Source organism: Pedococcus sp. P2_A3 (assembly GCF_056405035.1).
In genome coordinates, this window is sequence record NZ_JBFUCW010000002.1 from 1 (window position 1) to 21,164 (window position 21,164).

General features: G+C 70.7%; 18 protein-coding genes. 13 read left to right on the top strand and 5 right to left on the bottom strand.

Annotated features, from left to right (window positions below):
- Positions 1-65 precede the first annotated feature (65 nt).
- The 6 genes from rpsA (at position 66) to AC1DX8_RS02040 (ending at position 5,013) form a co-directional block, all read left to right on the top strand.
- Positions 66-1,574 (top strand): 30S ribosomal protein S1, encoded by a 1,509-nt coding sequence (gene rpsA, locus AC1DX8_RS02015; RefSeq protein WP_477628234.1) that lies wholly within the window; start codon positions 66-68, stop codon positions 1,572-1,574.
- Positions 1,575-1,798: 224 nt separating this feature from the next.
- Positions 1,799-2,587 carry a DUF4184 family protein gene (locus AC1DX8_RS02020; protein ID WP_477628235.1) on the top strand — a complete coding sequence of 263 codons (789 nt, stop codon included), beginning with the start codon at positions 1,799-1,801 and terminating at the stop codon, positions 2,585-2,587.
- Between the two features lie 9 nt (positions 2,588-2,596).
- The gene (locus AC1DX8_RS02025) at positions 2,597-3,061 is read left to right on the top strand and encodes a PPOX class F420-dependent oxidoreductase (RefSeq protein WP_477628236.1); all 465 of its coding nucleotides are present in this window, start codon (positions 2,597-2,599) and stop codon (positions 3,059-3,061) included.
- 71 nt (positions 3,062-3,132) lie between these two features.
- Positions 3,133-4,323: a dephospho-CoA kinase gene (gene coaE / locus AC1DX8_RS02030; protein WP_477628237.1), complete on the top strand. Its 1,191-nt coding sequence runs from the start codon at positions 3,133-3,135 to the stop codon at positions 4,321-4,323.
- The gene (locus tag AC1DX8_RS02035; RefSeq protein ID WP_477628238.1) at positions 4,316-4,693 is read left to right on the top strand and encodes a YidH family protein; all 378 of its coding nucleotides are present in this window, start codon (positions 4,316-4,318) and stop codon (positions 4,691-4,693) included. The genes coaE and AC1DX8_RS02035 overlap by 8 nt, the downstream gene beginning before the upstream one ends.
- Entirely contained in the window at positions 4,690-5,013 is a 324-nt protein-coding gene (locus AC1DX8_RS02040; protein WP_477628239.1) for a DUF202 domain-containing protein, read from the top strand. The genes AC1DX8_RS02035 and AC1DX8_RS02040 overlap by 4 nt, the downstream gene beginning before the upstream one ends.
- Positions 5,014-5,029: 16 nt before the next feature.
- Here the strand turns inward: AC1DX8_RS02040 and AC1DX8_RS02045 are convergent, their stop codons facing one another.
- The gene (locus AC1DX8_RS02045) at positions 5,030-6,460 is read right to left on the bottom strand and encodes a N,N-dimethylformamidase beta subunit family domain-containing protein (protein WP_477628240.1); all 1,431 of its coding nucleotides are present in this window, start codon (positions 6,458-6,460) and stop codon (positions 5,030-5,032) included.
- 428 nt (positions 6,461-6,888) lie between these two features.
- On the bottom strand, positions 6,889-8,061 hold the full coding sequence (locus AC1DX8_RS02050) for an MFS transporter (RefSeq protein ID WP_477628241.1): 1,173 nt from the start codon (positions 8,059-8,061) through the stop codon (positions 6,889-6,891).
- A 147-nt stretch (positions 8,062-8,208) separates the two neighbouring features.
- Between AC1DX8_RS02050 and uvrB the strand changes: the two genes are divergently transcribed.
- The 3 genes from uvrB to AC1DX8_RS02065 all read left to right on the top strand — a co-directional run bounded on the left by uvrB (position 8,209) and on the right by AC1DX8_RS02065 (position 12,016).
- Positions 8,209-10,317 (top strand): excinuclease ABC subunit UvrB, encoded by a 2,109-nt coding sequence (gene uvrB, locus AC1DX8_RS02055; protein WP_477628242.1) that lies wholly within the window; start codon positions 8,209-8,211, stop codon positions 10,315-10,317.
- Positions 10,318-10,370: 53 nt separating this feature from the next.
- A complete protein-coding gene (locus tag AC1DX8_RS02060; RefSeq protein WP_477628243.1) occupies positions 10,371-10,724 on the top strand; it encodes an MmcQ/YjbR family DNA-binding protein in 354 nt (117 codons plus the stop codon).
- Positions 10,725-11,011: 287 nt separating this feature from the next.
- The gene (locus AC1DX8_RS02065; RefSeq protein ID WP_477628473.1) at positions 11,012-12,016 is read left to right on the top strand and encodes a TerC family protein; all 1,005 of its coding nucleotides are present in this window, start codon (positions 11,012-11,014) and stop codon (positions 12,014-12,016) included.
- Here the strand turns inward: AC1DX8_RS02065 and AC1DX8_RS02070 are convergent.
- Positions 12,005-12,898, bottom strand: coding sequence for an EamA family transporter (locus AC1DX8_RS02070; RefSeq protein ID WP_477628244.1), 894 nt, complete (start codon positions 12,896-12,898; stop codon positions 12,005-12,007). The genes AC1DX8_RS02065 and AC1DX8_RS02070 overlap by 12 nt on opposite strands.
- Positions 12,899-13,307: 409 nt before the next feature.
- On the opposite strand from AC1DX8_RS02070, the gene AC1DX8_RS02075 reads away from it, so the two are divergent.
- The 3 genes from AC1DX8_RS02075 (at position 13,308) to AC1DX8_RS02085 (ending at position 15,369) form a co-directional block, all read left to right on the top strand.
- Positions 13,308-13,874, top strand: coding sequence for a sensor histidine kinase (locus AC1DX8_RS02075; protein ID WP_477628245.1), 567 nt, complete (start codon positions 13,308-13,310; stop codon positions 13,872-13,874).
- Entirely contained in the window at positions 13,871-14,521 is a 651-nt protein-coding gene (locus AC1DX8_RS02080; protein ID WP_056921120.1) for a response regulator, read from the top strand. Before AC1DX8_RS02075 ends, AC1DX8_RS02080 begins: the two co-directional genes overlap by 4 nt.
- Positions 14,522-14,694: 173 nt before the next feature.
- On the top strand, positions 14,695-15,369 hold the full coding sequence (locus AC1DX8_RS02085; RefSeq protein ID WP_477628246.1) for a response regulator: 675 nt from the start codon (positions 14,695-14,697) through the stop codon (positions 15,367-15,369).
- Positions 15,370-15,391: 22 nt separating this feature from the next.
- On the opposite strand, the gene AC1DX8_RS02090 is transcribed toward AC1DX8_RS02085, so the two are convergent.
- Both AC1DX8_RS02090 and AC1DX8_RS02095 read right to left on the bottom strand, forming a co-directional pair.
- Positions 15,392-16,132 (bottom strand): maleylpyruvate isomerase family mycothiol-dependent enzyme, encoded by a 741-nt coding sequence (locus AC1DX8_RS02090; protein WP_477628247.1) that lies wholly within the window; start codon positions 16,130-16,132, stop codon positions 15,392-15,394.
- Entirely contained in the window at positions 16,129-17,955 is a 1,827-nt protein-coding gene (locus AC1DX8_RS02095) for a glycoside hydrolase family 15 protein (protein WP_477628248.1), read from the bottom strand. Before AC1DX8_RS02095 ends, AC1DX8_RS02090 begins: the two co-directional genes overlap by 4 nt.
- Positions 17,956-18,040: 85 nt before the next feature.
- Between AC1DX8_RS02095 and uvrA the strand changes: the two genes are divergently transcribed.
- The gene (gene uvrA, locus AC1DX8_RS02100) at positions 18,041-21,145 is read left to right on the top strand and encodes an excinuclease ABC subunit UvrA (RefSeq protein WP_477628249.1); all 3,105 of its coding nucleotides are present in this window, start codon (positions 18,041-18,043) and stop codon (positions 21,143-21,145) included.
- Positions 21,146-21,164 lie beyond the last annotated feature (19 nt).

The window sequence follows — 21,164 nt, forward strand, 5'->3', positions numbered from 1 at the left end:
GGCTCGATCCGCGTGAGCACAACCAACACCTTCTATTCACTGTCCACCATCGGAGTTCCTACTACATGACTGCCAGCACGGTCGAAAAGACCGCCCCTCAGGTTGCCATCAACGACATCGGCACCGAGGAAGAACTGCTCGCCGCGATCGATGCGACGATCAAGGATTTCAATGACGGAGACATCGTCGAGGGTGTCATCGTCAAGGTCGACCGGGACGAGGTCCTGCTCGACATCGGCTACAAGACCGAGGGTGTCATCCCCTCCCGCGAGCTCTCGATCAAGCACGACGTCGACCCCTCTGAGGTCGTCAAGGTCGGCGACGAGGTCGAGGCCCTGGTCCTCCAGAAGGAGGACAAGGAAGGTCGTCTGATCCTGTCCAAGAAGCGTGCGCAGTACGAGCGCGCCTGGGGCACGATCGAGAAGATCAAGGAAGAGGATGGCGTCGTCACCGGCACCGTCATCGAGGTCGTCAAGGGTGGACTCATCCTCGACATCGGCCTGCGCGGCTTCCTCCCCGCCTCGCTCGTGGAGATGCGTCGCGTCCGCGACCTCCAGCCCTACGTGGGCAAGGAGATCGAGGCCAAGATCATCGAGCTCGACAAGAACCGCAACAACGTGGTCCTGTCGCGTCGTGCGTGGCTCGAGCAGACCCAGTCCGAGGTGCGCACCACGTTCCTCAAGGAGCTCCAGAAGGGGCAGGTCCGCTCCGGCGTCGTGTCCTCGATCGTCAACTTCGGTGCGTTCGTGGACCTCGGCGGAGTCGACGGTCTCGTCCACGTCTCCGAGCTGTCCTGGAAGCACATCGACCACCCGTCCGAGGTCGTCGAGGTCGGCACCGAGGTCACCGTCGAGGTGCTCGACGTCGACATGGACCGCGAGCGCGTCTCCCTGTCGCTCAAGGCGACGCAGGAAGACCCGTGGCAGCACTTCGCCCGCACCCACGCGATCGGTCAGGTCGTGCCGGGCAAGGTCACCAAGCTGGTCCCGTTCGGTGCGTTCGTCCGCGTGGACGACGGCATCGAGGGCCTGGTCCACATCTCCGAGCTGGCCGAGCGCCACGTGGAGCTGCCGGAGCAGGTCGTCACGGTCGGTTCCGACATCTTCGTCAAGGTCATCGACATCGACCTCGAGCGTCGCCGGATCTCGCTGAGCCTCAAGCAGGCCAACGACGACAGCGCGCCCGTGGCCGAGTTCGACCCGACCCTCTACGGCATGGCCGCGGAGTACGACGAGGCCGGCAACTACAAGTACCCGGAGGGCTTCGACCCGGAGACCAACGAGTGGCTCGAGGGCTTCGACGCCCAGCGTGAGAAGTGGGAGAAGCAGTACGCCGAGGCCCACACCCGCTGGGAGGCCCACAAGACGCAGGTCGAGGAGGCCACCAAGGCCGACGCCGAGGCAGCTGCCAACGCCGGTGCCGCGACGTCCTACTCGTCCGACTCGGGCTCATCCGCTGCGGCGTCCGACAGTGATTCGGGCAGCAGCAGCCGCCCGGCCGCTCCGGCGTCCGAGGGCACCTTGGCCTCCGACGAGGCCCTCGCCGCACTGCGCGAGAAGCTCACCGGCAACTGAGCCCGCGCCACGCGGCATACCTCGTATGCCGCGTGGCCGGCCCGGTTCGCACCCGGCCAGAGGCCCGGTCCCCACGAGGGGGCCGGGCCTCTCGCTGTCCCCGGGACGAGACCCGTGGGGGTGGCTGCACCGCCGTGCAGGTCGAGCCGATGGCGCAGCTGATGACCCGACCCGTGACGCGCGTCGACTACGCGGCATACAACCCTCCGGGTTAAGGTGCCCGGGTGCCGTTCACGCCCGCTCACGTGGCAGCGGTCCTGCCCTGGGTGGGCCGGCGGCGGCCGGGATGGGTGGTCCCCTCGGCCCTCGTCATCGGATCGATGGTGCCGGACCTCCTCTACTTCGTGCCGATTCGCAGCGACCGCAACCTGTCCCACTCGTTGACCGGGCTCGTCACCCTCGACCTCGCGCTGGGCCTGCTCTTCGTGGGGCTCTGGAGAGTGGTCGCCGCACCCGTGGTGCGCGACCTCGCGCCGGCTGCTGTCCGCAGGAGGCTCCCCGTGCCGCCGGCGATGACGAGACGCGACGCCCTCTGGTCGGTGCCGTGCGTGGTGCTGGGCGCCCTGACCCACCTCGTCTGGGACTCGTTCACCCATGCCAATGGGTGGGCCGTCGAGCGGGTCCCGTTCCTGACGGCGGACGTCGGGCTCCCGGTTTTCAAGCTGGCGCAGTACTCCAGTGGGCTGGTGGGGTGTGCGGTGGTCCTGGCCCACTGTCTTCGCAGCCCCGAGGCACTGGGGTCACGGGGCAGCGGACCCCCTCGCGCCACGCAGCCCGAGCGGGTGACGGTGCGCACCCTGCTCGCGGCGGCGCCGGTGGTCTGCGCACTGGCCTTCGCTGTGCCGGCCCTGCTCGTCGGCACGCAGACCGAGATGCTGCTGTACGTCGCAGTGGTCCGTGGCGTCAGCGGGCTGGGGCTGGTGGCCTGTGCCGTCGCGGTGTGGTGGCACGTGAAGGTGCGTCCACGCGATCTCGTCGCGGCAGCGGGGGCGCGCCGCAGCCCGGGTGTCTAGGCTCGGGGGATGGCACGCACCATCGCGACCAACACCCGCGTCGACCTCGACGGGCTCCTCGACTTCGTGAGACCCCGTCACCACATGCTCGTCATCACCAGCAGGGCTGATGGTCGGCCGCAGGCCTCGCCGGTCACGGGTGGCGTCGACGACAGCGGTCGGATCGTCATCTCGAGCTATCGCGACCGCGCCAAGACAGCCAACGCTCGGAAGCGGCCCGAGGTGTCCGTGCTCGTCCTCTCGGACGACTTCGGCGGTGCCTGGGTGCAGGTCGACGGGGAGTGCGAGGTGATCGATGCGCCCGAGTCGGTCGAGCCGCTGGTCGAGTACTTCCGCAACATCTCGGGGGAGCACCCCGACTGGGACGAGTACCGCCAGGCGATGGTCGACCAGGACAAGTCGATCCTGCGGATCACCCCCACCCGGTGGGGCCCGGTCGCCACCGGCGGCTTCCCGCCCCGCCTCGCTGACTAGGCGGGGACGACTGCGCCCCCGACCCGGCTGCCACGCCACCGCGCGCCCCGCGTCCGGCTAGGGTGGTGGCCATGCTGCGCGTCGGCCTCACGGGAGGCATCGGATCCGGGAAATCCACTGTGGCGCAACGGTTCTCGTCTCACGGGGCTGTCGTGGTGGACGCCGACGTCCTGGCCCGTGAGGTGGTGGCACCGGGAAGTCGCGGCCTGGCCGCGATCGTCGACCGGTTCGGCGACGCCGTTCTCGACGATGCCGGCGCGTTGAACCGCCCGGCTCTCGGAGCCCTCGTCTTCGCCGACGAGGCGTCTCGCCGCGACCTCGAATCCATCACCCACCCCCTCATCGCCGAGCGCACCCGCGAGCTCGTCGCGGGTGCGCCAGAGGACGCGGTGGTCGTCCACGACGTGCCGCTGCTCGTCGAGAAGCACTACGGCCCCGGCTACCACCTGGTGGTCGTCGTGGGTGCCGACGAGGAGACGAGGGTGAAGCGCCTCATGCGCACGCGCGGCATGACCGAGGCCGACGCCCGCAGCAGGATCGCGGCTCAGGCGAGTGACGAGCAGCGCCGGGCCGCGGCCGACGTCTGGATCGCCAACGACGGGGGCCAGGACGACCTCCTGGCCGCCGTCGACGAGCTCTGGGAGTCACGGCTCGTGCCGTTCGAGCAGAACGTGCGGCTGGGCCGCCGGGCCCCGCGCCCGGGGGGACCCGAGCTCGTGCCGAGCGACCCCACCTGGCCGGCGCAGGCAGCGCGCCTGCTGGCGAGGCTCTCCCTCGCCTTCGGCGACCTGGCAGTGACCGCCGACCACATCGGCAGCACCGCGGTGCCGGGACTGGCGGCGAAGGACGTGATCGACCTGCAGGTCGGCGTGCGGTCACTCTCCGACGCCGACGACCAGGCCCTTGTCGACCGGCTGGCTGCGGCGGGCTTCCCGCGCCCCACGGCGACGGCCGAAGACCGCTCCAAGGACGGCACGCCGTGGCCCAAGCGGTTCCACGGCAGCAGCGACCCGGGGCGCGCGACCAACGTGCACGTCCGGCAGGTCGGCAGCCCCGGCTGGCGCTGGGCGCTGATGTTCCGTGACTGGATGCGAGCGGTGCCCGAGGCGCGCGAGGAGTATGCCGCCGAGAAGCTCCGGCTCGCGGACGGCGCCGCGACGCGGGAGGAGTACGCCGACGCGAAGGAGCCGTGGTTCGACGCCGTCCACGACCGGGTCGAGGACTGGGCGTCGCACACCGGGTGGGAGCCGGCGGGTGGCTGAGCACCGGAGGCCGGCACGGGTCTACGACGTCGGTGAGGAACCTGACCCTCGAGCCTCCTTGGCGAACGAGCGGACCGCGCTGGCGTGGATGCGCACCGCCCTGGCCCTGGTCGGTGGAGGGGTCGCGTTCGTGTCGTTGGCGAGCCTGTCGACGCTCCCGGCGTGGGCCGCACTGGTGGGCGCCGCCGCCTGCATCGGCGGGGGAGCCCTGGCCGTCCGGGCCGTCACCGGTTGGGCTCGCGTCGAACGGGCGCTGCGCCTGCGCCTGCCGCTGCCCGCACCGGGGGCGCTGGTGGCGCTGGCCGGAGGTGTGGTGGTCCTCGGCCTCCTCACCCTCGTCCTGGCGGTGGTGGAGGTCGCGCGCCGGTGAGCCCGATCCCGAACCGCGAGGCACTCCAGCCCGAGCGCACCGCCCTGGCCTCGCAGCGCACGGCCGTCACGGCGATGGTGGCGATGGTGCCGGTGGCCCTCGTGGCGTTGCGGACCGACCGACCCCTGCAGGCGGGAGCGGGTGCCGTCGCGATGGGCTTCAGTGTCGTGCTGGTGGTGGCCGTGCGACGGCGGTTCGCCCAGCTGCGCGACGACAGCCGTGGCTACTCGCCGTTCCCCCCGATGGTGCGGGTGGCCGCGGTGACCGTGCTCGCCGCGGTGGGTGGGGCGGTGCTCGGCGTCACGTGGTGGCTGCGCTGACGGGCGCGGCGACGACTCACCCGCCGGCCGTCGACGGGTGGCGCAGACCCGCCCGGGGCTGGGCGAACGCCTCCAGCAGGTTGGCGGTGATCTGGTCGAGGACCCGCCGGACCAGCGGTGTGCGTGTCGTCGTCGCGCACTCGTTGACGATGCCGCAGAGCCACTCGGTCGTGCCGGCGTTGAACACACCCGCGCCACTGGGTGTCGAGTGGTAGGCCGTGGCCAACAGTGCTGTCTTGTGACCGCTCGTCGTCGCGACGGACCGGAACAGGATCTCGTCGTTGGCCGGGGTGTGGGGGTCCATCGCCCCGTCGCCCTCGTTGCCGTAGACGTGCCGGAGCACGTCACCCACGCCGACCCCGGTGCCGCGGAACAACCACGAGGGCGCCGAGACCACCGTCGCGTCGCCCACGATGTCGGTGCCGGACATGCCCAGGCCGGTGAGTGACGCGGGGTCGCGCCTGAGCGGTGCGTCGCGCCACTGGGTGGTCTTGTCGGCAGGCGCCGTGGCCGGGTCGAGCGTCGTGTCGCGGTAGACGGTCATCGAGGCGACGTTGCCCTGGGCATCGCGTCGCACGCGGGTCTGCCAGTAGAGCTCGTTCGCGCCGAGGACGGCCAGGTTGGTCCCGTGGGCCACGGCCGTGTTCAGGGTGTCGTAGTTGCGTCGCGTCCAGTACTCGCTGTGGCCGGGGATGATGATCGTCGAGTAGCCGTTCACCTGGGTCGGGGCGGCATCCAGGGACATGTCGGAAGTCCAGTCGACCGTGATGTGGTGTCGGGCGAGGTAGACGGCGAGGGGGACGTCCATCCCGAGCAGCTGGGAGATGCCAGCGCCGGCGAGGGCCCGGTGGGTCGAGGCGACGTAGGCGCGGTTCGCGTGCCGCGCGGCGGTCGTGGCGCCCTGGCCGAAGTAGAGGCTGGTCCCGCCGGCCCTGTTGTAGGCCAGCTGGGTGAGGTCCGCTCCGATCGCGAGGTAGGCCGCGCGGTCGCCGCTGGTGAGCACGTACAGCGGCTGGTAGCTCTCGGAGGCGAGGCGGTCGAGCGGGCGGAAGCGGATGAGGTAGAGCCCGGGCGACCAGCTCGCGTCGGGCGTGATGGAGAGACTCGTGGGCCAGGCGTTGTCCTGGGTCACGTGCGGCTGGCTCGGCAAGGTGGCCTGTCGGTGGGCGACGATCGGTGCCGAGCGCCAGACCAGACGGCCCGTGAAGCCGCCGCGGTACGCCCCGACGCGGATGGCCTCGACGACGACCCGGGTCTGCGCGACGGCCGCCAGGTGGACGCCGAGGTGCTCGCCGCACGCGGCATAGGTCCGGTCGAGGTAGCCCTGGACCAGGGGGTTCTGGCCCTTCGGCGACTGGCGCTGGCCGGGGACCTCGATGCGGCCACGGCGGGCGAGCTCGCGGCCCAGCCACCCCGGCGGCGCATTGACGCAGCGGGGCGCGATCACGCCCGGGAGGGTGGCGGGCAACACGCCGGGTGCGGTGGCCGACGGCTCGTTCTCGGCGGGGGCTTGCGCGGTGGACAGCGTGGGCGTGCCAGCGGCCGGCAGCGGGGCACCGGCCGGTCCCGAAGAGCACGCCGTGACCACCACCAGCAGGCCGGCGGCAACCAGGGCGTGAAAGGGGCGAGCACCGCGCACCCTGCAAGAGCACCACGGGACGCTGCACGAAGCCTCGGTGCCACCTGCGAGTCCGCTGGGAGACGACGGACTGTGGGCGACCCCCGACGGGAGGGGCCCGGGACCCGCCGGCGACGGGGGTGTCGTCCGTCGCCGGCGGGCGCCTTCGGACCGGTTTGTCCCTGCCCGGTCACTGGATGAGACAGGCCAGCGACCGATCCGTGACGTGGCGCGCTGCCGACCCTCCTCGTGGGAGGTCAGCCGGCGCGCGGATCCTGCTCGTGCCGCACCGGGACGAGCGGCAGGGCGACGAGGGCGAACAGCGACGCGGAGGCGAACGTCACGGCATACCCGGTCCAGGTGACGAGGGCGCCCGCGAGCGGGGGCACGGCCGCAGCGGTGAGGAACTGGCCGGTGTTCTGCACGCCGAGGGCGCGCCCCGACCAGAACGGTCCGGCGCGCTCGGCCACGGCGGTGAACGCGAGCCCGTTGTCGGCCACGGTGACCGTGGAGGCGACCAGCAGCAGGAGGACGGCGACCCCCCAGTCCTCGTGGGCGGCCGTGCCGAGCAGGGCCATCGTCACGACCACGGCGGCCGCGACCCAGCGCAGGGGTCGCATCCTGCTCCCGACCCGGTCGGAGAGGTGCCCCACGGCGATGCGCCCGAGGGCGCCGCAGACCTGCGTCACCGCGACGAGCGTGCCCGCGGAGGCAGCCGACCAGTCCCGGTCGGTGACCAGCCACGCGAGCGAGTAGGTCCACACCAGGAACTGCGGCACGACGAGCAGCATCGAGACCCCGTGCACCCGGGCCAGCGTGCGATCGGTGCGATAGGGGTTGCGGGCCGTGTCGACGGTGCGTGGCGGCCGAGGCGGGTCCGTGACGACGACGGCGACGGCCACGCACGCCAGGGCGGCAGCGGCTGCGGGCACCGCCAGGGCGACCCGTATGCCGCGCTGCTCGGCCAGGACGGCCATGCTCAGCGCGGCGACGGCCACGCCGAGGGGCTGTGCCATCTGACGGACCCCCATGGCGAGCCCGCGACGGCCAGCCGGGAACCAGCCGACCACGATCCGTCCGCTGGCAGCGTTGGCGCTGGCTGCAGCCGCGCCGGCGACGAACAGCCAGGCGCACCAGCCGACCGGGCCGTGGGCCGTGGTGCTGGCCAGGGCGGCCAGGGCGGTGACAGCCAGCCCGCTGAGGAGCGCCCGTCGCTCACCCCAGCGGTCGACGACCACACCCCACGCGACGAGGGTGAGCATGACGCCGACCATCGGTGCGGCGCTCACCAGGCCCGCCGCCGCCAGGGAGAGCCCCTCGCGCGTGTGCAGGACGGGGATGAGGAACGCGGGCCCGTGCAGGGCGACCGCGCTGGCGGTCTGGGCAAGCGTGCTGACGCCGAGCATCGCCCACCGACGACCGGCTCCCACGCCGGTTCCGGAAGCGGAACCGGTCGTGCCCGGAGGACTCGTCGCCGCGGCCATCGTCCAGTCGTACGCCTGGGGCGGTCCCGCGTGCAGACCGTCTCACCGCATCCTGAGACAGGCGGTGTCAGGGGGTCGGCCTACGCTGGACGCATGCGTCCCACGACAGACCTGCAGCGCACGGTCGCCCCGTTCGAGGTGGTGTCCGAGTTCCAGCCCGCCGGTGACCAGCCCGCCGCCATCGCCGACCTCGCGACGCGGATCCGGGCGGGGGAGAAGAACACCGTGCTGCTCGGCGCCACCGGCACCGGCAAGTCCGCGACCACCGCGTGGCTGATCGAGCAGGTGCAGCGCCCGACCCTCGTGATGGCGCCCAACAAGACCCTGGCCGCCCAGCTCGCCAACGAGTTCCGGGAGCTGCTGCCCAACAACGCGGTCGAGTACTTCGTCTCGTACTACGACTACTACCAGCCCGAGGCCTACATCCCGCAGACGGACACCTACATCGAGAAGGACTCCTCGATCAACGACGAGGTCGAGCGGCTGCGCCACAGCGCGACCAACTCGCTGCTGACCCGCCGCGACGTCATCGTGGTGGCCTCGGTCTCCTGCATCTACGGCCTCGGCACCCCGCAGGAGTACGTCGACCGGATGGCCCGGCTGCGGGTCGGCACCGAGGTCAACCGCGACGACCTGCTGCGGCGGTTCGTCCAGATGCAGTACACCCGCAACGACCTCGCCTTCACCCGGGGCACCTTCCGGGTGCGCGGCGACACGGTCGAGATCATCCCGGTCTACGAGGAGCTGGCCGTCCGGATCGAGTTCTTCGGCGACGAGATCGAGCGGATCTACACCCTCCACCCGGTCAGCGGCGAGATCATCCACGAGGAGCAGGAGATGTACGTCTTCCCGGCGACGCACTACGTCGCCGGCCCCGAGCGGATGGAGCGGGCCATCCGGGGGATCGAGCTCGAGCTGGCCGACCAGCTCGCCGCCTTCGAGAAGCAGGGCAAGCTGCTCGAGGCCCAACGGCTGCGCATGCGCACCACCTACGACATCGAGATGATGCGCCAGGTGGGGTCGTGCTCGGGCATCGAGAACTACTCGATGCACATCGACGGTCGAGGCCGGGGGACGGCCCCCAACACGTTGCTCGACTACTTCCCGGAGGACTTCCTCCTCGTCATCGACGAGTCCCACGTCACCGTGCCGCAGATCGGGGCGATGTACGAGGGCGACATGTCCCGCAAGCGGCAGCTCGTCGACCACGGGTTCCGGCTGCCCTCGGCGATGGACAACCGCCCGCTGCGGTGGGAGGAGTTCCTCGACCGGATCGGGCAGACCGTCTACCTGTCAGCCACCCCCGGCCCCTACGAGCTGGCGCAGAGCGAGGGGATCGTCGAGCAGATCATCCGCCCCACCGGCCTGATCGACCCCGAGGTCGTGCTCAAGCCGACCAAGGGCCAGATCGACGACCTGCTCCACGAGATCGGCGAGCGCACCAAGGTCAACGAGCGGGTGCTGGTGACGACGCTGACCAAGAAGATGGCCGAGGACCTCACCGACTACCTCCTCGACAAGGGAGTGCGGGTTCGCTACCTGCACAGCGAGGTGGACACCCTGCGCCGCGTCGAGCTGCTGCGCGAGCTGCGGATGGGCGAGTACGACGTGCTCGTCGGCATCAACCTGCTGCGGGAGGGACTCGACCTGCCCGAGGTGTCGCTGGTCAGCATCCTCGACGCCGACAAGGAGGGCTTCCTGCGCTCCGCCCGCTCGCTCATCCAGACGATCGGTCGCGCCGCCCGCAACGTCTCCGGCCAGGTCCACATGTACGCCGACAAGATCACGCCGTCCATGCAGGAGGCGATCGACGAGACGCAGCGTCGGCGCGAGATCCAGATCGCGTACAACCTCGAGGCCGGGGTCGACCCGCAGCCCTTGCGCAAGAAGATCGCCGACATCACCGACCTCCTCCAGCGTGAGGATGCCGACACCGAGGCGCTGCTCGGGTCGGGTCGCAGCCAGTCGCGCGGCAAGAACGCCAGCCGGGGTGGGCGCGGCGCCCTGCAGGCCGATGCGGGCGTCGCCACCGACCGGCTGCGCAACCTCCCCGCCACCGACCTGGCCAACCTCATCCAGGAGCTGTCCACCCAGATGCACCAGGCTGCCGCCGACCTGCACTTCGAGCTGGCGGCCCGGCTGCGTGACGAGATCGGCGACCTCAAGAAGGAACTGCGGCAAATGTCCGCTGCGACCCAGTAGGGGTCGTTTGCGGACAGACGACACCGCGCGGTGTGCCTACTACCGTCGCTCCTGTGACGACGTTCGACGCCGAGGCCCTGCGCGACTACTGCCTGGCCAAGCCGGGGGCCTGGGCAGACCAGCCCTGGGAGGGCGACTTCGTCGCCAAGGTGGCCGACAAGATCTTCGCCTTCCTGGGCAGCGACGCGGTCGGGCTGAAGTGTGGCGCGACCCGCGCCGAGGCCGACGAATGGCTCCTGCAGTACCCCGAGGACGCGTCGGTGATGCCCTACATCGGGCGGTCCGGGTGGAACACCCTGCGCCTGGGCGGCGCGATCCCCGCCGACGAGCTGCGCGAGGCGGTCGACGCCTCCTACGAGACCGTCGTCGCCAAGCTCCCCAAGAGCCGCCGACCCGACGCGCACTGAGACCCGCCCGGCCCGAGTTGGGCGCGTGGCGAAAAGTCTGGGACACTAACGATGTTCATCGGAGGGCGGGCCCCCTCCGTGTAGTGTTGTTTTGTACATCGGAGGGGAGTATCCCCACGCGGTGTCCTCGTCATCACGGTCGCTCGTCGCACCGGCTCACCCGGCCGCGCGGCATACCGACCCGGGGAGCCGGTCCGCACCTCACGGGGCGGGAGAGACCTCCGGCCACCTCGTTGTGACCGGAAGGTTCTCCTGTGACCGCATTCGCTGCGACCACCGCCACCCAGATGGAAGTCCCCACCTGGGTCTGGTACCTCACCGTCGGCCTGATGGCCGCGGTCCTGCTGTTCGACGTCTTCATCATCGCGCGCCGCCCGCACGTGCCCACGACCAAGGAGGTCAGCCTCGCGCTGGCCTTCTACATCGGCGCGGCCCTGCTGTTCGGGCTCGGCATCTGGTACTTCACCCACGACCAGGCCGGCGGCAAGTTCGCCACTGAGTACTACGCCGGCTGGCTGACCGAGTACTCGTTGTCGGTCGACAACCTTTTCATCTTCCTGCTGATCATGGCCAGGTTCGGGGTGCCGGAGAAGCTCCAGCAGTCGGCCCTGCTGATCGGCATCATCATCGCCGTCATCCTGCGCGGCATCTTCATCGCCGTCGGGGCCGCCGCGATCAACCAGTTCTCGTGGGTCTTCTACATCTTCGGCGCGTTCCTCATCTACACCGCGGTCAAGCTCGGCAGGGAGGGGGAGACCGACGACGACGAGTACGAGGAGAACCGCTTCATGAAATGGGTCGAGAAGCGCTTCCCGGCCACCGACCGGTACGACGGGGCCAAGCTGTTCACCCACATCGACGGCAAGAAGCTGGCGACCCCGATGTTCATCGTCATCATGGCGCTGGGCACGACCGACCTGCTCTTCGCGCTCGACTCGATCCCGGCCATCTACGGGCTCACCAAGGAGCCCTACCTGGTGCTCACCGCGAACCTGTTCGCGCTGATGGGTCTGCGCCAGCTCTACTTCCTCATCGGCGGCCTGCTCAAGAAGCTGGTCTACCTCAGCCTCGGCCTGGCCGTGCTGCTCGCCTTCATCGGCGTCAAGCTGGTGCTGCACGCCCTGCACGAGAACGAGCTGCCGTTCATCAACGGTGGCGAGCACGTGACCGCGGCTCCGGACATCCCGATCTCGGTGTCGCTGGGTGCCATCGTGGTCATCCTCGGCGTTACCACCGTCGCGAGCCTCTGGAAGTCGCGCAAGGACGAGCGCGAGCGGCTCTCAACCTCCTGACCGGGCCGGGTCGGCACGCTCGTCCGGGTAGGCGTCTCTGCGCTGGCCGGCGCCCATCACCAGGGCGCTGGCCAGCACCACCAGGGCCATGCCCAGGAGCTGGAGGGGGCCGAGCCGCTGGCCCAGGACGACGAGCCCGGCGAGGGCGGCAGCGGCCGGCTCGAGGCTGAGGAGGATGCCGAACACCCGCGCGCTGAGCGTCCGCAGGGCGGCCAGCTCGAGCGAGTACGGCAGCACCGACGACAGCACGGCGATGCCGAGCCCCTTGCCCACCGCCTCGCCGGTCCAGTCCGCGACGCTCGTCACCCCGAACGGCAGGGTCACGACGAGGGCGACCGCCATCGCCAGCGCGAGTCCCTCGAGCTTCGGGAACTCCCGACCGGCGCGACCGCTCGCGAGGATGTATGCCGCCCAGCAGGCTCCCGCGAGCGCCGCGAGTCCCAGCCCGGTCCACTCGATGTCGGCGAAGGGCGTGTCGAGGGCCTCGGAGATCAGCACCACGCCGATCGCGGCCGCGGCGACGGCAGCCAGGTCACGAAGCCGTCTCGACAGCGCCGTCGCGAGGGCGAGCGGCCCGAGGAACTCGACGGTCACGGCCACGCCGATCGGCAGGTGCGCCAGGGACGAGTAGAACGCCAGGTTCATCAGGCCGAGGGCGGCCCCGAACCCGAGGACGGTGAGCCACGCCGTGCGGCCGTGTCCGCGGAGGCGGGGCCGGGCGATCGCCCAGAGGATGGCCGTGGCGAACACGAGCCGCAGGGTGACCGAACCGCCGGCCCCGATCTCGGGGACGAGCGTGGCGGCCAGCGCGCCACCGAACTGCACCGACACGATGGCGGTGAGCACGAGGAGCAGCGGCCGGGCCGGGGTCCGCGTGGTCATGGTGGGGGACTCTAGCCACCGTCGGGGGGACGGCGACCTTCAATACCACTCCCGGCCGAAAGATATGCGTTGTGGACCACGGGTCAGACACAAGTCATCCAAATGGCGAGAAGGTCTGACCACCGATTTTCACTTAGACCGTTCACATTCACGGCGCCGTCGCAGGGCATGTGAAGCACCCCACGGTGAGAGCAGGCAACCGGCATGTATTGGTGAGGTCACCTAGTCCCTAATGACTATTGCTGCCCGTCTTTTTGAACTCATACCTTTGACCCGTCGCGAACCACAAGGAGACCTCACAGGGGGTGCTGGTCTTCGGTCTGCGGGGTTGTGAGGGACTTACATGGCTGCTTTGTTCGAAGATCACCAGCGCCCAGTCGCTGGAGGGGAGATCGACACCGTACGCGCGTTGCTGCATGACTTGCGGCAACCGCTCGCGGCGATTCTCCTGCTTGCCGGCACCGAAGGCGGTGACGTCGGTCGCAAGATGGACGGTATCGCCGGTCAGGCGCGTTGGCTCGCCGAGCTCGTGGAGACGAGCCTCAGCGAGGCCGCCGCCGACGAGGTGACCACCACCGATGTCGGTGCCATCGCCCACCGGGCCGTGGTCCGGGCCCGGGCCACGGCACACTGTCCGATCAGCATCGACGTGGTCGAGGGCCTCGAGGTCTGGGCCCGCCCGGTGGCGTTGAGCCGGGCCCTGGCCTGCGTGCTCGACAACGCCGTGCGCGCCGCCGGTGACGGGGGACACGTGCGGGTCGAGACCTACACCGACCGTGAGGGCATCCACCTCACCGTCACCGACGACGGGCCGGGGCTGGGCAAGATCACCTCGCGGACGTCACTCGGGCTGACCACCACCCGGGCGATGGTGGCTGCCTGCCACGGGTCGTTCCGGCTCTACGCCGGTGAGGACGGTGGGGCCGTGGCCGACATCTGCCTCGCCCAGGCCGAGCTCCGGCGCGTGGCGTCATGAGGATCGTCGTCTGCGACGACCACCTGCTCCTGCTCGAGGCCCTCGGCCTCGCGCTGGGCGCCCGTGGTCACGAGGTCGTCGCCCTCGCGGGGACGCCCGAGGAGGCCGTCAGCGCGGTCGCCATGCACCGTCCCGACGTGTGCCTGCTCGACGTGAACTTCCCCGGTGGGACGTCCGTGTCGGCCATCCACGAGATCCGCGAGATCTCCCCGCAGACCAAGGTCGTGATGCTCTCCGCCGAGGCGGACCACGGCATCGTCGGCCGGGCCATCGCGGAGGGTGCGTCGGGCTACGTCGGCAAGGAGAAGCCGATCGTCGAGATCGTCGAGATGCTGGACCGCGCGGTGCGTGGCCAGCTGGCCGTCGAGCCGTCGCTGCTGCAGCGCGCCCTGCGCCCGCAGAAGTCCACGGACGACCCGCTCTGGGCACTGCAGTTCCTGACCGACCGTGAGTGGCAGGTCATGCGGTGCATCATGGACGGCCAGACCACCGAGGAGATGGCGTCCTCGCTGGGGGTCCAGCGGAGCACGGCCAGGACGCACGTCCAGAACCTGCTGACCAAGCTCGGGGTCCACTCGAGGCTGCAGGCGGCTGCCCTGATGTCGGCCCACGGCTCGCACGAGTCGTGGCCGGTCCACCTGCGCTGACGCGGTCCCGACGCGGTCTCGCCCCGCCGTGCGCGGCCCCGCCGTGCGCGGCAGGGTCGGGAGTGGCGCCTGTGTCCAGGGGGACGGGACTAGTCCCATCACCCTTTTGACGTAGGCGCCCCTCCGGCACTGGCGTGTTCTGTGCACCGGGGCGGTACGCGACGCTGGGGAGCATGCCAGCCCCTGTGCGCGTCTTGCTCGTGGATGACCATGAGGTGTTCGTGGACGCCTTGGCCCTCTGCCTCGGGGACTACCCCGACATCGTGGTCCAGGGTGCCGCCACCAGCGTCGCGCAGGGCCTGCGCCGGCTCCAGGAGGTCGAGTGCGACGTGGTGGTGCTCGACCTCGCCCTCGCGGGTGAGGACGGCCTGACCCTGGCTCGTGAGGCGCTGTCCCAGGACCCGACGCTGGGCATCGTCGTCGCGACGGGCGCCGAGGCCGGCGACCAGATCGTCGAGGCGGTGCAGCTCGGCGTCCGCGGGTGGGTCACCAAGACCGAGACCGCCGAGGCCCTCGTCGACGCGATCCGGGGGGTGGCCCGCGGTGAGACCCGCATCCCGGCCGACCTCCTGGCCGAGGTGCTCGTGTCCCTCTCCCGCGGGCAGCACACCACCGTCGAGCACGTGCAGGGCATCCGTGAGCTCACGAGCCGCGAGCTGGAAGTCCTCGCGTGCCTCGTCGAGGGCATGAGCCGCACCGAGATCGGGTTGCTCCTCCACGTGTCTCCGAACACCGTGCGCACCCACGTGCAGAGCATCCTGCACAAGCTCAAGGTGCACTCCGCCCTGGCCGCGGTGGCGATCGCCCGCCGCGCGGGCATCACCGGAGCTGCGGTCCCTGCCGGTTGAAGGGCGCCGCTCCCGCGTGGACCTAGGACCCGCGGGGGAGGACCGGCAGAGCGCCAGCCCGGACCGTGATGTCGCGCGGGTCCCGCCGGGCCAGCCACAGCAGCAGCCCGGCGCGCGGTCCGCTCACGGTGACGGCTCCGTCGCCCACCACCCACTGGTCGCCCTCGTCGCTGACGAGCTGCAGGCCAGGGGCGTCCGCGGTCGCCGCCAGGCGGCGGGCGGCGTCGTCGAGGAAGTCGTGCAGCAGGTCCGGCTCGACGTCCGCGAAGGAGAACCCGTCGTCGAGGTCGACGTGGTGGAAGACCACCTCGCGCAGGCGGAGCAGTGGCAGCACCAGTGGGGGGACCCTCAGCCCGCCCCGCATCTCGACCTCGTCCACGGCGAGTGGCCCCCCGAGGGCGGCCAGGTGGGGGTCCAGCGCGTCGGCGGTGCTGACGAGGTCGTCCACGAAGGCGCCGGCGAGGCGCGGGTCGGCGGGCGAGACCGGGCCGGGCCGGCCGGCACCGTCCTCGATCGCGGCGTCCCGACCCCGGGTGCCCCCGGGATACATCGGCCTGGCCTCGCCGTCGACGGCCCACTGCGCCAACCGCTGGATCGCCTCGGCGTTGCGGGCCACGTGGGTCAGCACGTGCGCCCGGGTCCAGCCCTCGCAGAGCGAGGGCGCCCGCACGTCCGCCATGGTGCCGGCGTGCTCGACCAACAGCGCGGTGTGGCGCCGCACGGCGGCCAGGTCGTCCTCGAGGGACCGGTCGGGCGCGGTCACGGCAGCTGACCCCCGGGCTGGGCGGCGCCCCTGGCCTCCGCCTCGGCGAGGGCATGGGCGGCGCCGATGAAGGTGAGGTGCGAGAAGGCCTGGGGGAAGTTGCCGACCATCCGCTTCTCGTGCGGGTCGTACTCCTCCGAGATCAGGCCGACGTCGTTGAACAGGGTGACGAGGCGGTCCATCAGCTCGCGGGCCTTCGCGACCTGTCCGCACACGGCATACGCGCTCACGAGCCACCACGAGCAGGCCAGGAACGGGTGCTCGTCACCCGCGAGGCCGTCCACGCCCGTCTGGGTGCGGTAGCGGAGCAGGAAGCCCTCACGCAGGAGGTCCTGCTCGATCGCGGCGACGGTGCCCAGCACCCGTGGGTCGTCGGGCGGCAGGAAGCCCACCAGTGGGATGAGCAGCAGCGACGCGTCCACCTCGGTGGTGTCGTAGTGCTGCGTGAAGGTGTTGCGCTGGGCGTCGAAGCCCTTCGAGAGGATCTCCTCCTTGACCTGGTCACGCAGCTCTCGCCACTGCTCGACCGGACCGTGCAGGCCCCACTTCTCCACGCCGCGGACGGCCCGGTCGAAAGCCGCCCACACCATCACCCGGGAGTGGGTGAAGTGGCGCATCGGTCCGCGGATCTCCCAGAGGCCGTTGTCGGGCTCCTGCCAGTGCCGGGCAAGGTCCTCCACCAGCACCTTCTGCATGGCCCACGACTGGGTGGACACCTCCAGCCCCCTGGCTCTGGCCTCGTCCAGCGCGATCATCACCTCGCCCAGGACGTCGGACTGGCGCTGGTCGACCGCGGCGTTGCCGATCCGCACCGGTGTCGAGCCGGCATACCCGGGGAGGTGGTCGAGCGTGCGCTCCGGCAGCCGGCGCGAGCCGTTGATCGTGTACATGATCTGCAGGTCCTCGGGATCACCGGCCACGGCACGAAGGAGCCAGTTGCGCCACAGCCGGGCCTCGTCCACGTAGCCCGACGCGAGCAGCGCCTCGAGGGTCAGGGAGGCGTCCCGCAGCCAGCAGTAGCGGTAGTCCCAGTTGCGCTCACCCCCGAAGTCCTCGGGGAGGCTGGTCGTCGGGGCCGCCACGATCCCGCCGAAGCGCGAGTGGGTCATCCCCCGCAGGGTCAGCAGCGAGCGCACCACGAGCTCGCGGTAGGGACCTTGGTAGTCGCAGCGGTCCGCCCACTGGTTCGAGACCTCGATGGTCTCCGCGATCCGCGAGTCGATGTCGAGGGGCGGGGGGACCGGCTCGAACGACGGGGACCAGGTCATCGAGAAGGTGTGGGTCTCGCCGGCGTTGACCTCGAACTCGTCCTCGTGGTGTCCGTCGCGGGCCTTGGGGAGCCGACTGCCCCTCAGGACGAGCATGTCCGGACCGGCCACTGCGGTGATGACGTCGCCGTCGAGCCGGTGACCCGTGCCGTGCGACACCCAGGGGCGCACCTTGCCGTAGTCGAACCGGACGATCCACTCGTGCCGCATCGTCACCGTGCCGTGCAGTCCCTGGACACTCCTGACGATGTCGGCCCGGCCGTCTCCCAGCGGCATGAGGTCGAGCACCTTCACGGCGCCCGTGTCGGTCTCGTGGACGGTCTCGAGGACGAACGAGTTCTCCACGTAGCGCCGGGTGCTGCGGGCCCCTGTGACGGGGCCGAGCAGCCACCGCCCGTGCTCAGGGGTGCCCAGGAGGGCCGCGAAGCACGCCGTCGAGTCGAAGCGCGGCAGGCAGAGCCAGTCGATCGACCCGGCCCGGCTGACCAGGGCGGCGGTCTCGGTGTCGCCGAGCAGGGCGTACTCCTCGATCGGAGTGGGCGCGTGGGGGGCCATGCGCCGACTGTATGCCGCGGCTGTGCGCCGTGCGCGCGAAGCCCCGGGGGCGGTCTGGTGAGCGCTGTCGGTGCGGCCACCTACGATGGAGCGCGTGACTTCAGCCGTGCCTGCCCGCCGCCACCAGCACGACCAGCTCATCGTCCGGGGTGCCCGTGAGCACAACCTGCGCGACGTGTCGGTCGAGCTCCCTCGCGACTCGCTGATCGTCTTCACCGGGTTGTCCGGGTCGGGCAAGTCCTCGCTGGCGTTCGACACCATCTTCGCCGAGGGCCAGCGCCGCTACGTCGAGTCGCTGTCGGCCTACGCCCGCCAGTTCCTCGGCCAGATGGACAAGCCGGACGTCGACTTCATCGAGGGGCTCTCCCCGGCGGTGTCGATCGACCAGAAGTCGACCAACCGCAACCCGCGCTCGACGGTCGGCACCATCACCGAGGTCTACGACTACCTGCGCCTGCTGTTCGCCCGTGCCGGGCGCCCGCACTGCCCGGTCTGTGGTGAGCCGATCACGCGCCAGAGCCCGCAGCAGATCGTCGACCGGCTCCTCGAGCTGCCCGAGAAGACCCGGTTCCAGGTCCTCGCGCCGGTCGTGCGGGCCCGCAAGGGGGAGTACGTCGACCTGTTCGGCGAGCTCCAGAGCAAGGGTTTCTCGCGCGCCCGGGTCGACGGCGAGGTCGTGTCCCTCACCGAGCCCCCCAAGCTCGAGAAGCAGATCAAGCACACGATCGACGTCGTGGTCGACCGGTTGGTCGCCAAGGGCGACGACACGGGGGCGAAGCGGCGCCTCACCGACTCCGTCGAGACCGCCCTCGGGCTCGCCGGCGGGGTCCTCGTGGTCGAGTTCGTCGACAAGGACCCGAAGGACCCCGAGCGGGAGCGCCGCTTCTCGGAGCGGATGGCCTGCCCCAACGACCACCCGCTGTCGATGGACGAGGTCGAGCCGCGCTCCTTCTCGTTCAACAGCCCGTTCGGCGCCTGCCCGAAGTGCACCGGCCTCGGCACCGAGCTCGAGGTCGACCCCGAGCTGCTGGTCCCCGACGAGGACCTCACCCTCGCCGAGGGCGCCATCGCCCCGTGGGCCTCCACGAGCGGGTCGGCCGAGTACTTCCAGCGGGTCATGACGGCCCTCGGGGAGGACCTCAAGTTCGGCATGGACACCCCGTGGAAGGCCCTTCCGGCGCGAGCGAGGGAAGCGCTGCTCCACGGCCAGAACTACAAGGTGCACGTCCGCTACCGGAACCGCTACGGCCGCGAGCGCTCCTACACGACCGGGTTCGAGGGTGTCGTGCCGTTCGTGAAGCGGCGCCACTCCGAGACGGACTCCGAGTGGAGCCGGGAGCGCTACGAGGGGTTCATGCGTGAGGTGCCGTGCCCCGAGTGTGGTGGTGCCCGCCTCAAGCCGGAGTCGCTGGCGGTGCACATCGGTGGCCGCAGCATCTCCGCGATCTGTGGCCTGGCGATCGCCGACTGCGCGAAGTTCCTCAAGGAGGTCGACTTCACGGCGCGCGAGCGACAGATCGCCGAGCGGGTGATCAAGGAGATCGACGCGCGGCTGGGCTTCCTGCTCGACGTCGGGCTCGACTACCTCTCGCTCGACCGACCGGCCGGCACCCTGTCCGGTGGCGAGGCCCAGCGCATCCGGCTCGCGACCCAGATCGGGTCGGGCCTGGTCGGCGTCCTCTACGTCCTCGACGAGCCCAGCATCGGGCTGCACCAGCGCGACAACCACCGCCTCATCGAGACGCTGACGCGACTGCGCGACCTCGGCAACACCCTCATCGTCGTCGAGCACGACGAGGACACCATCGCCACCGCCGACTGGGTGGTCGACATCGGCCCGGGCGCGGGGGAGCACGGTGGTGTCGTGGTGCACTCGGGTCCCGTCCAGGGTCTGCTGGAGCACCCCGACTCCATCACCGGCAAGTACCTGTCCGGCCGTCTGGAGATCCCGATGCCGGCGGTGCGTCGCCCGCAGGAGAAGGGTCGTGAGGTCACAGTCGTGGGAGCCCGCGAGCACAACCTCCACGGGGTCGACGTGACCTTCCCGCTCGGCAACCTGGTGGCGGTCACGGGGGTCTCGGGCTCGGGCAAGTCGACGCTCGTCAACGACATCCTCTACAACGTGCTGGCCAACAAGCTCAACGGCGCCCGTCACGTGCCGGGCCGGCACAAGACGGTCAAGGGCCTCGACAACCTCGACAAGGTCGTCCACGTCGACCAGAGCCCCATCGGTCGCACCCCGCGGTCCAACCCGGCCACCTACACCGGCGTGTTCGACGCGATCCGCAAGCTGTTCGCCACGACGACCGAGGCCAAGATCCGCGGCTACCAGCCGGGCCGGTTCTCGTTCAACGTCAAGGGTGGCCGCTGTGACGCCTGCTCCGGCGACGGCACCATCAAGATCGAGATGAACTTCCTCCCCGACGTCTACGTGCCGTGCGAGGTCTGCCACGGTGCGCGCTACAACCGCGAGACGCTCGAGGTGCACTTCAAGGGCAAGACCATCGCCGACGTGCTCGACATGCCCATCGAGGAGGCTGCGGACTTCTTCGCCGCGGTCCCCGGCATCGCGCGGCACATGAAGACCCTCAACGAGGTCGGGCTCGGCTACGTCCGGCTCGGACAGCCGGCTCCCACGCTCTCCGGTGGCGAGGCCCAGCGCGTCAAGCTGGCCTCCGAGCTGCAGAAGCGGTCGACCGGGCGCACCATCTACGTCCTCGACGAGCCGACCACGGGACTGCACTTCGAGGACATCCGCAAGCTGCTCCAGGTGCTCCAGGGGCTGGTCGACAAGGGCAACTCCGTCATCGTCATCGAGCACAACCTCGACGTCATCAAGAACGCCGACTGGATCGTCGACATGGGTCCCGAGGGGGGCAACGGCGGAGGTCGGGTCGTCGCCGAGGGGACGCCCGAGCAGGTCGCCCGGGTGGAGGACAGCTACACCGGCCAGTTCCTCGCCCCGATCCTGGCCCGCAGCGCCCGCACCCCGCAGCGTGCCACCGGGGCGAAGCGCACGGCCGCCGCGGCCGCGACCAACAAGACGGCCACCACGTCGGCGGCCAAGGCCCCGGCGCGCAAGACCGCTGCGAAGTCGGCGGCCAAGGCACCGGCGCGCAAGACCGCTGCGAAGTCGGCAGCCAAGTCGGCGGCCAAGGCACCGGCGCGCAGGGCCACCAAGAAGGCCTGACCCACCCACGCGAACGGCC

What these genes read in the sequence shown, in the direction of transcription:
- AC1DX8_RS02095 (WP_477628248.1), bottom strand. Translation starts at nt 17,955, where the DNA reads ATGGCCCCCCACGCGCCCACTCCGATCGAGGAGTACGCCCTGCTCGGC.
- AC1DX8_RS02085 (WP_477628246.1), top strand. Translation starts at nt 14,695, where the DNA reads ATGCCAGCCCCTGTGCGCGTCTTGCTCGTGGATGACCATGAGGTGTTC.
- rpsA (WP_477628234.1), top strand. Translation starts at nt 66, where the DNA reads ATGACTGCCAGCACGGTCGAAAAGACCGCCCCTCAGGTTGCCATCAAC.
- uvrA (WP_477628249.1), top strand. Translation starts at nt 18,041, where the DNA reads ATGGAGCGCGTGACTTCAGCCGTGCCTGCCCGCCGCCACCAGCACGAC.
- AC1DX8_RS02025 (WP_477628236.1), top strand. Translation starts at nt 2,597, where the DNA reads ATGGCACGCACCATCGCGACCAACACCCGCGTCGACCTCGACGGGCTC.
- AC1DX8_RS02065 (WP_477628473.1), top strand. Translation starts at nt 11,012, where the DNA reads ATGGAAGTCCCCACCTGGGTCTGGTACCTCACCGTCGGCCTGATGGCC.
- AC1DX8_RS02080 (WP_056921120.1), top strand. Translation starts at nt 13,871, where the DNA reads ATGAGGATCGTCGTCTGCGACGACCACCTGCTCCTGCTCGAGGCCCTC.
- uvrB (WP_477628242.1), top strand. Translation starts at nt 8,209, where the DNA reads ATGCGTCCCACGACAGACCTGCAGCGCACGGTCGCCCCGTTCGAGGTG.
- AC1DX8_RS02070 (WP_477628244.1), bottom strand. Translation starts at nt 12,898, where the DNA reads ATGACCACGCGGACCCCGGCCCGGCCGCTGCTCCTCGTGCTCACCGCC.
- coaE (WP_477628237.1), top strand. Translation starts at nt 3,133, where the DNA reads ATGCTGCGCGTCGGCCTCACGGGAGGCATCGGATCCGGGAAATCCACT.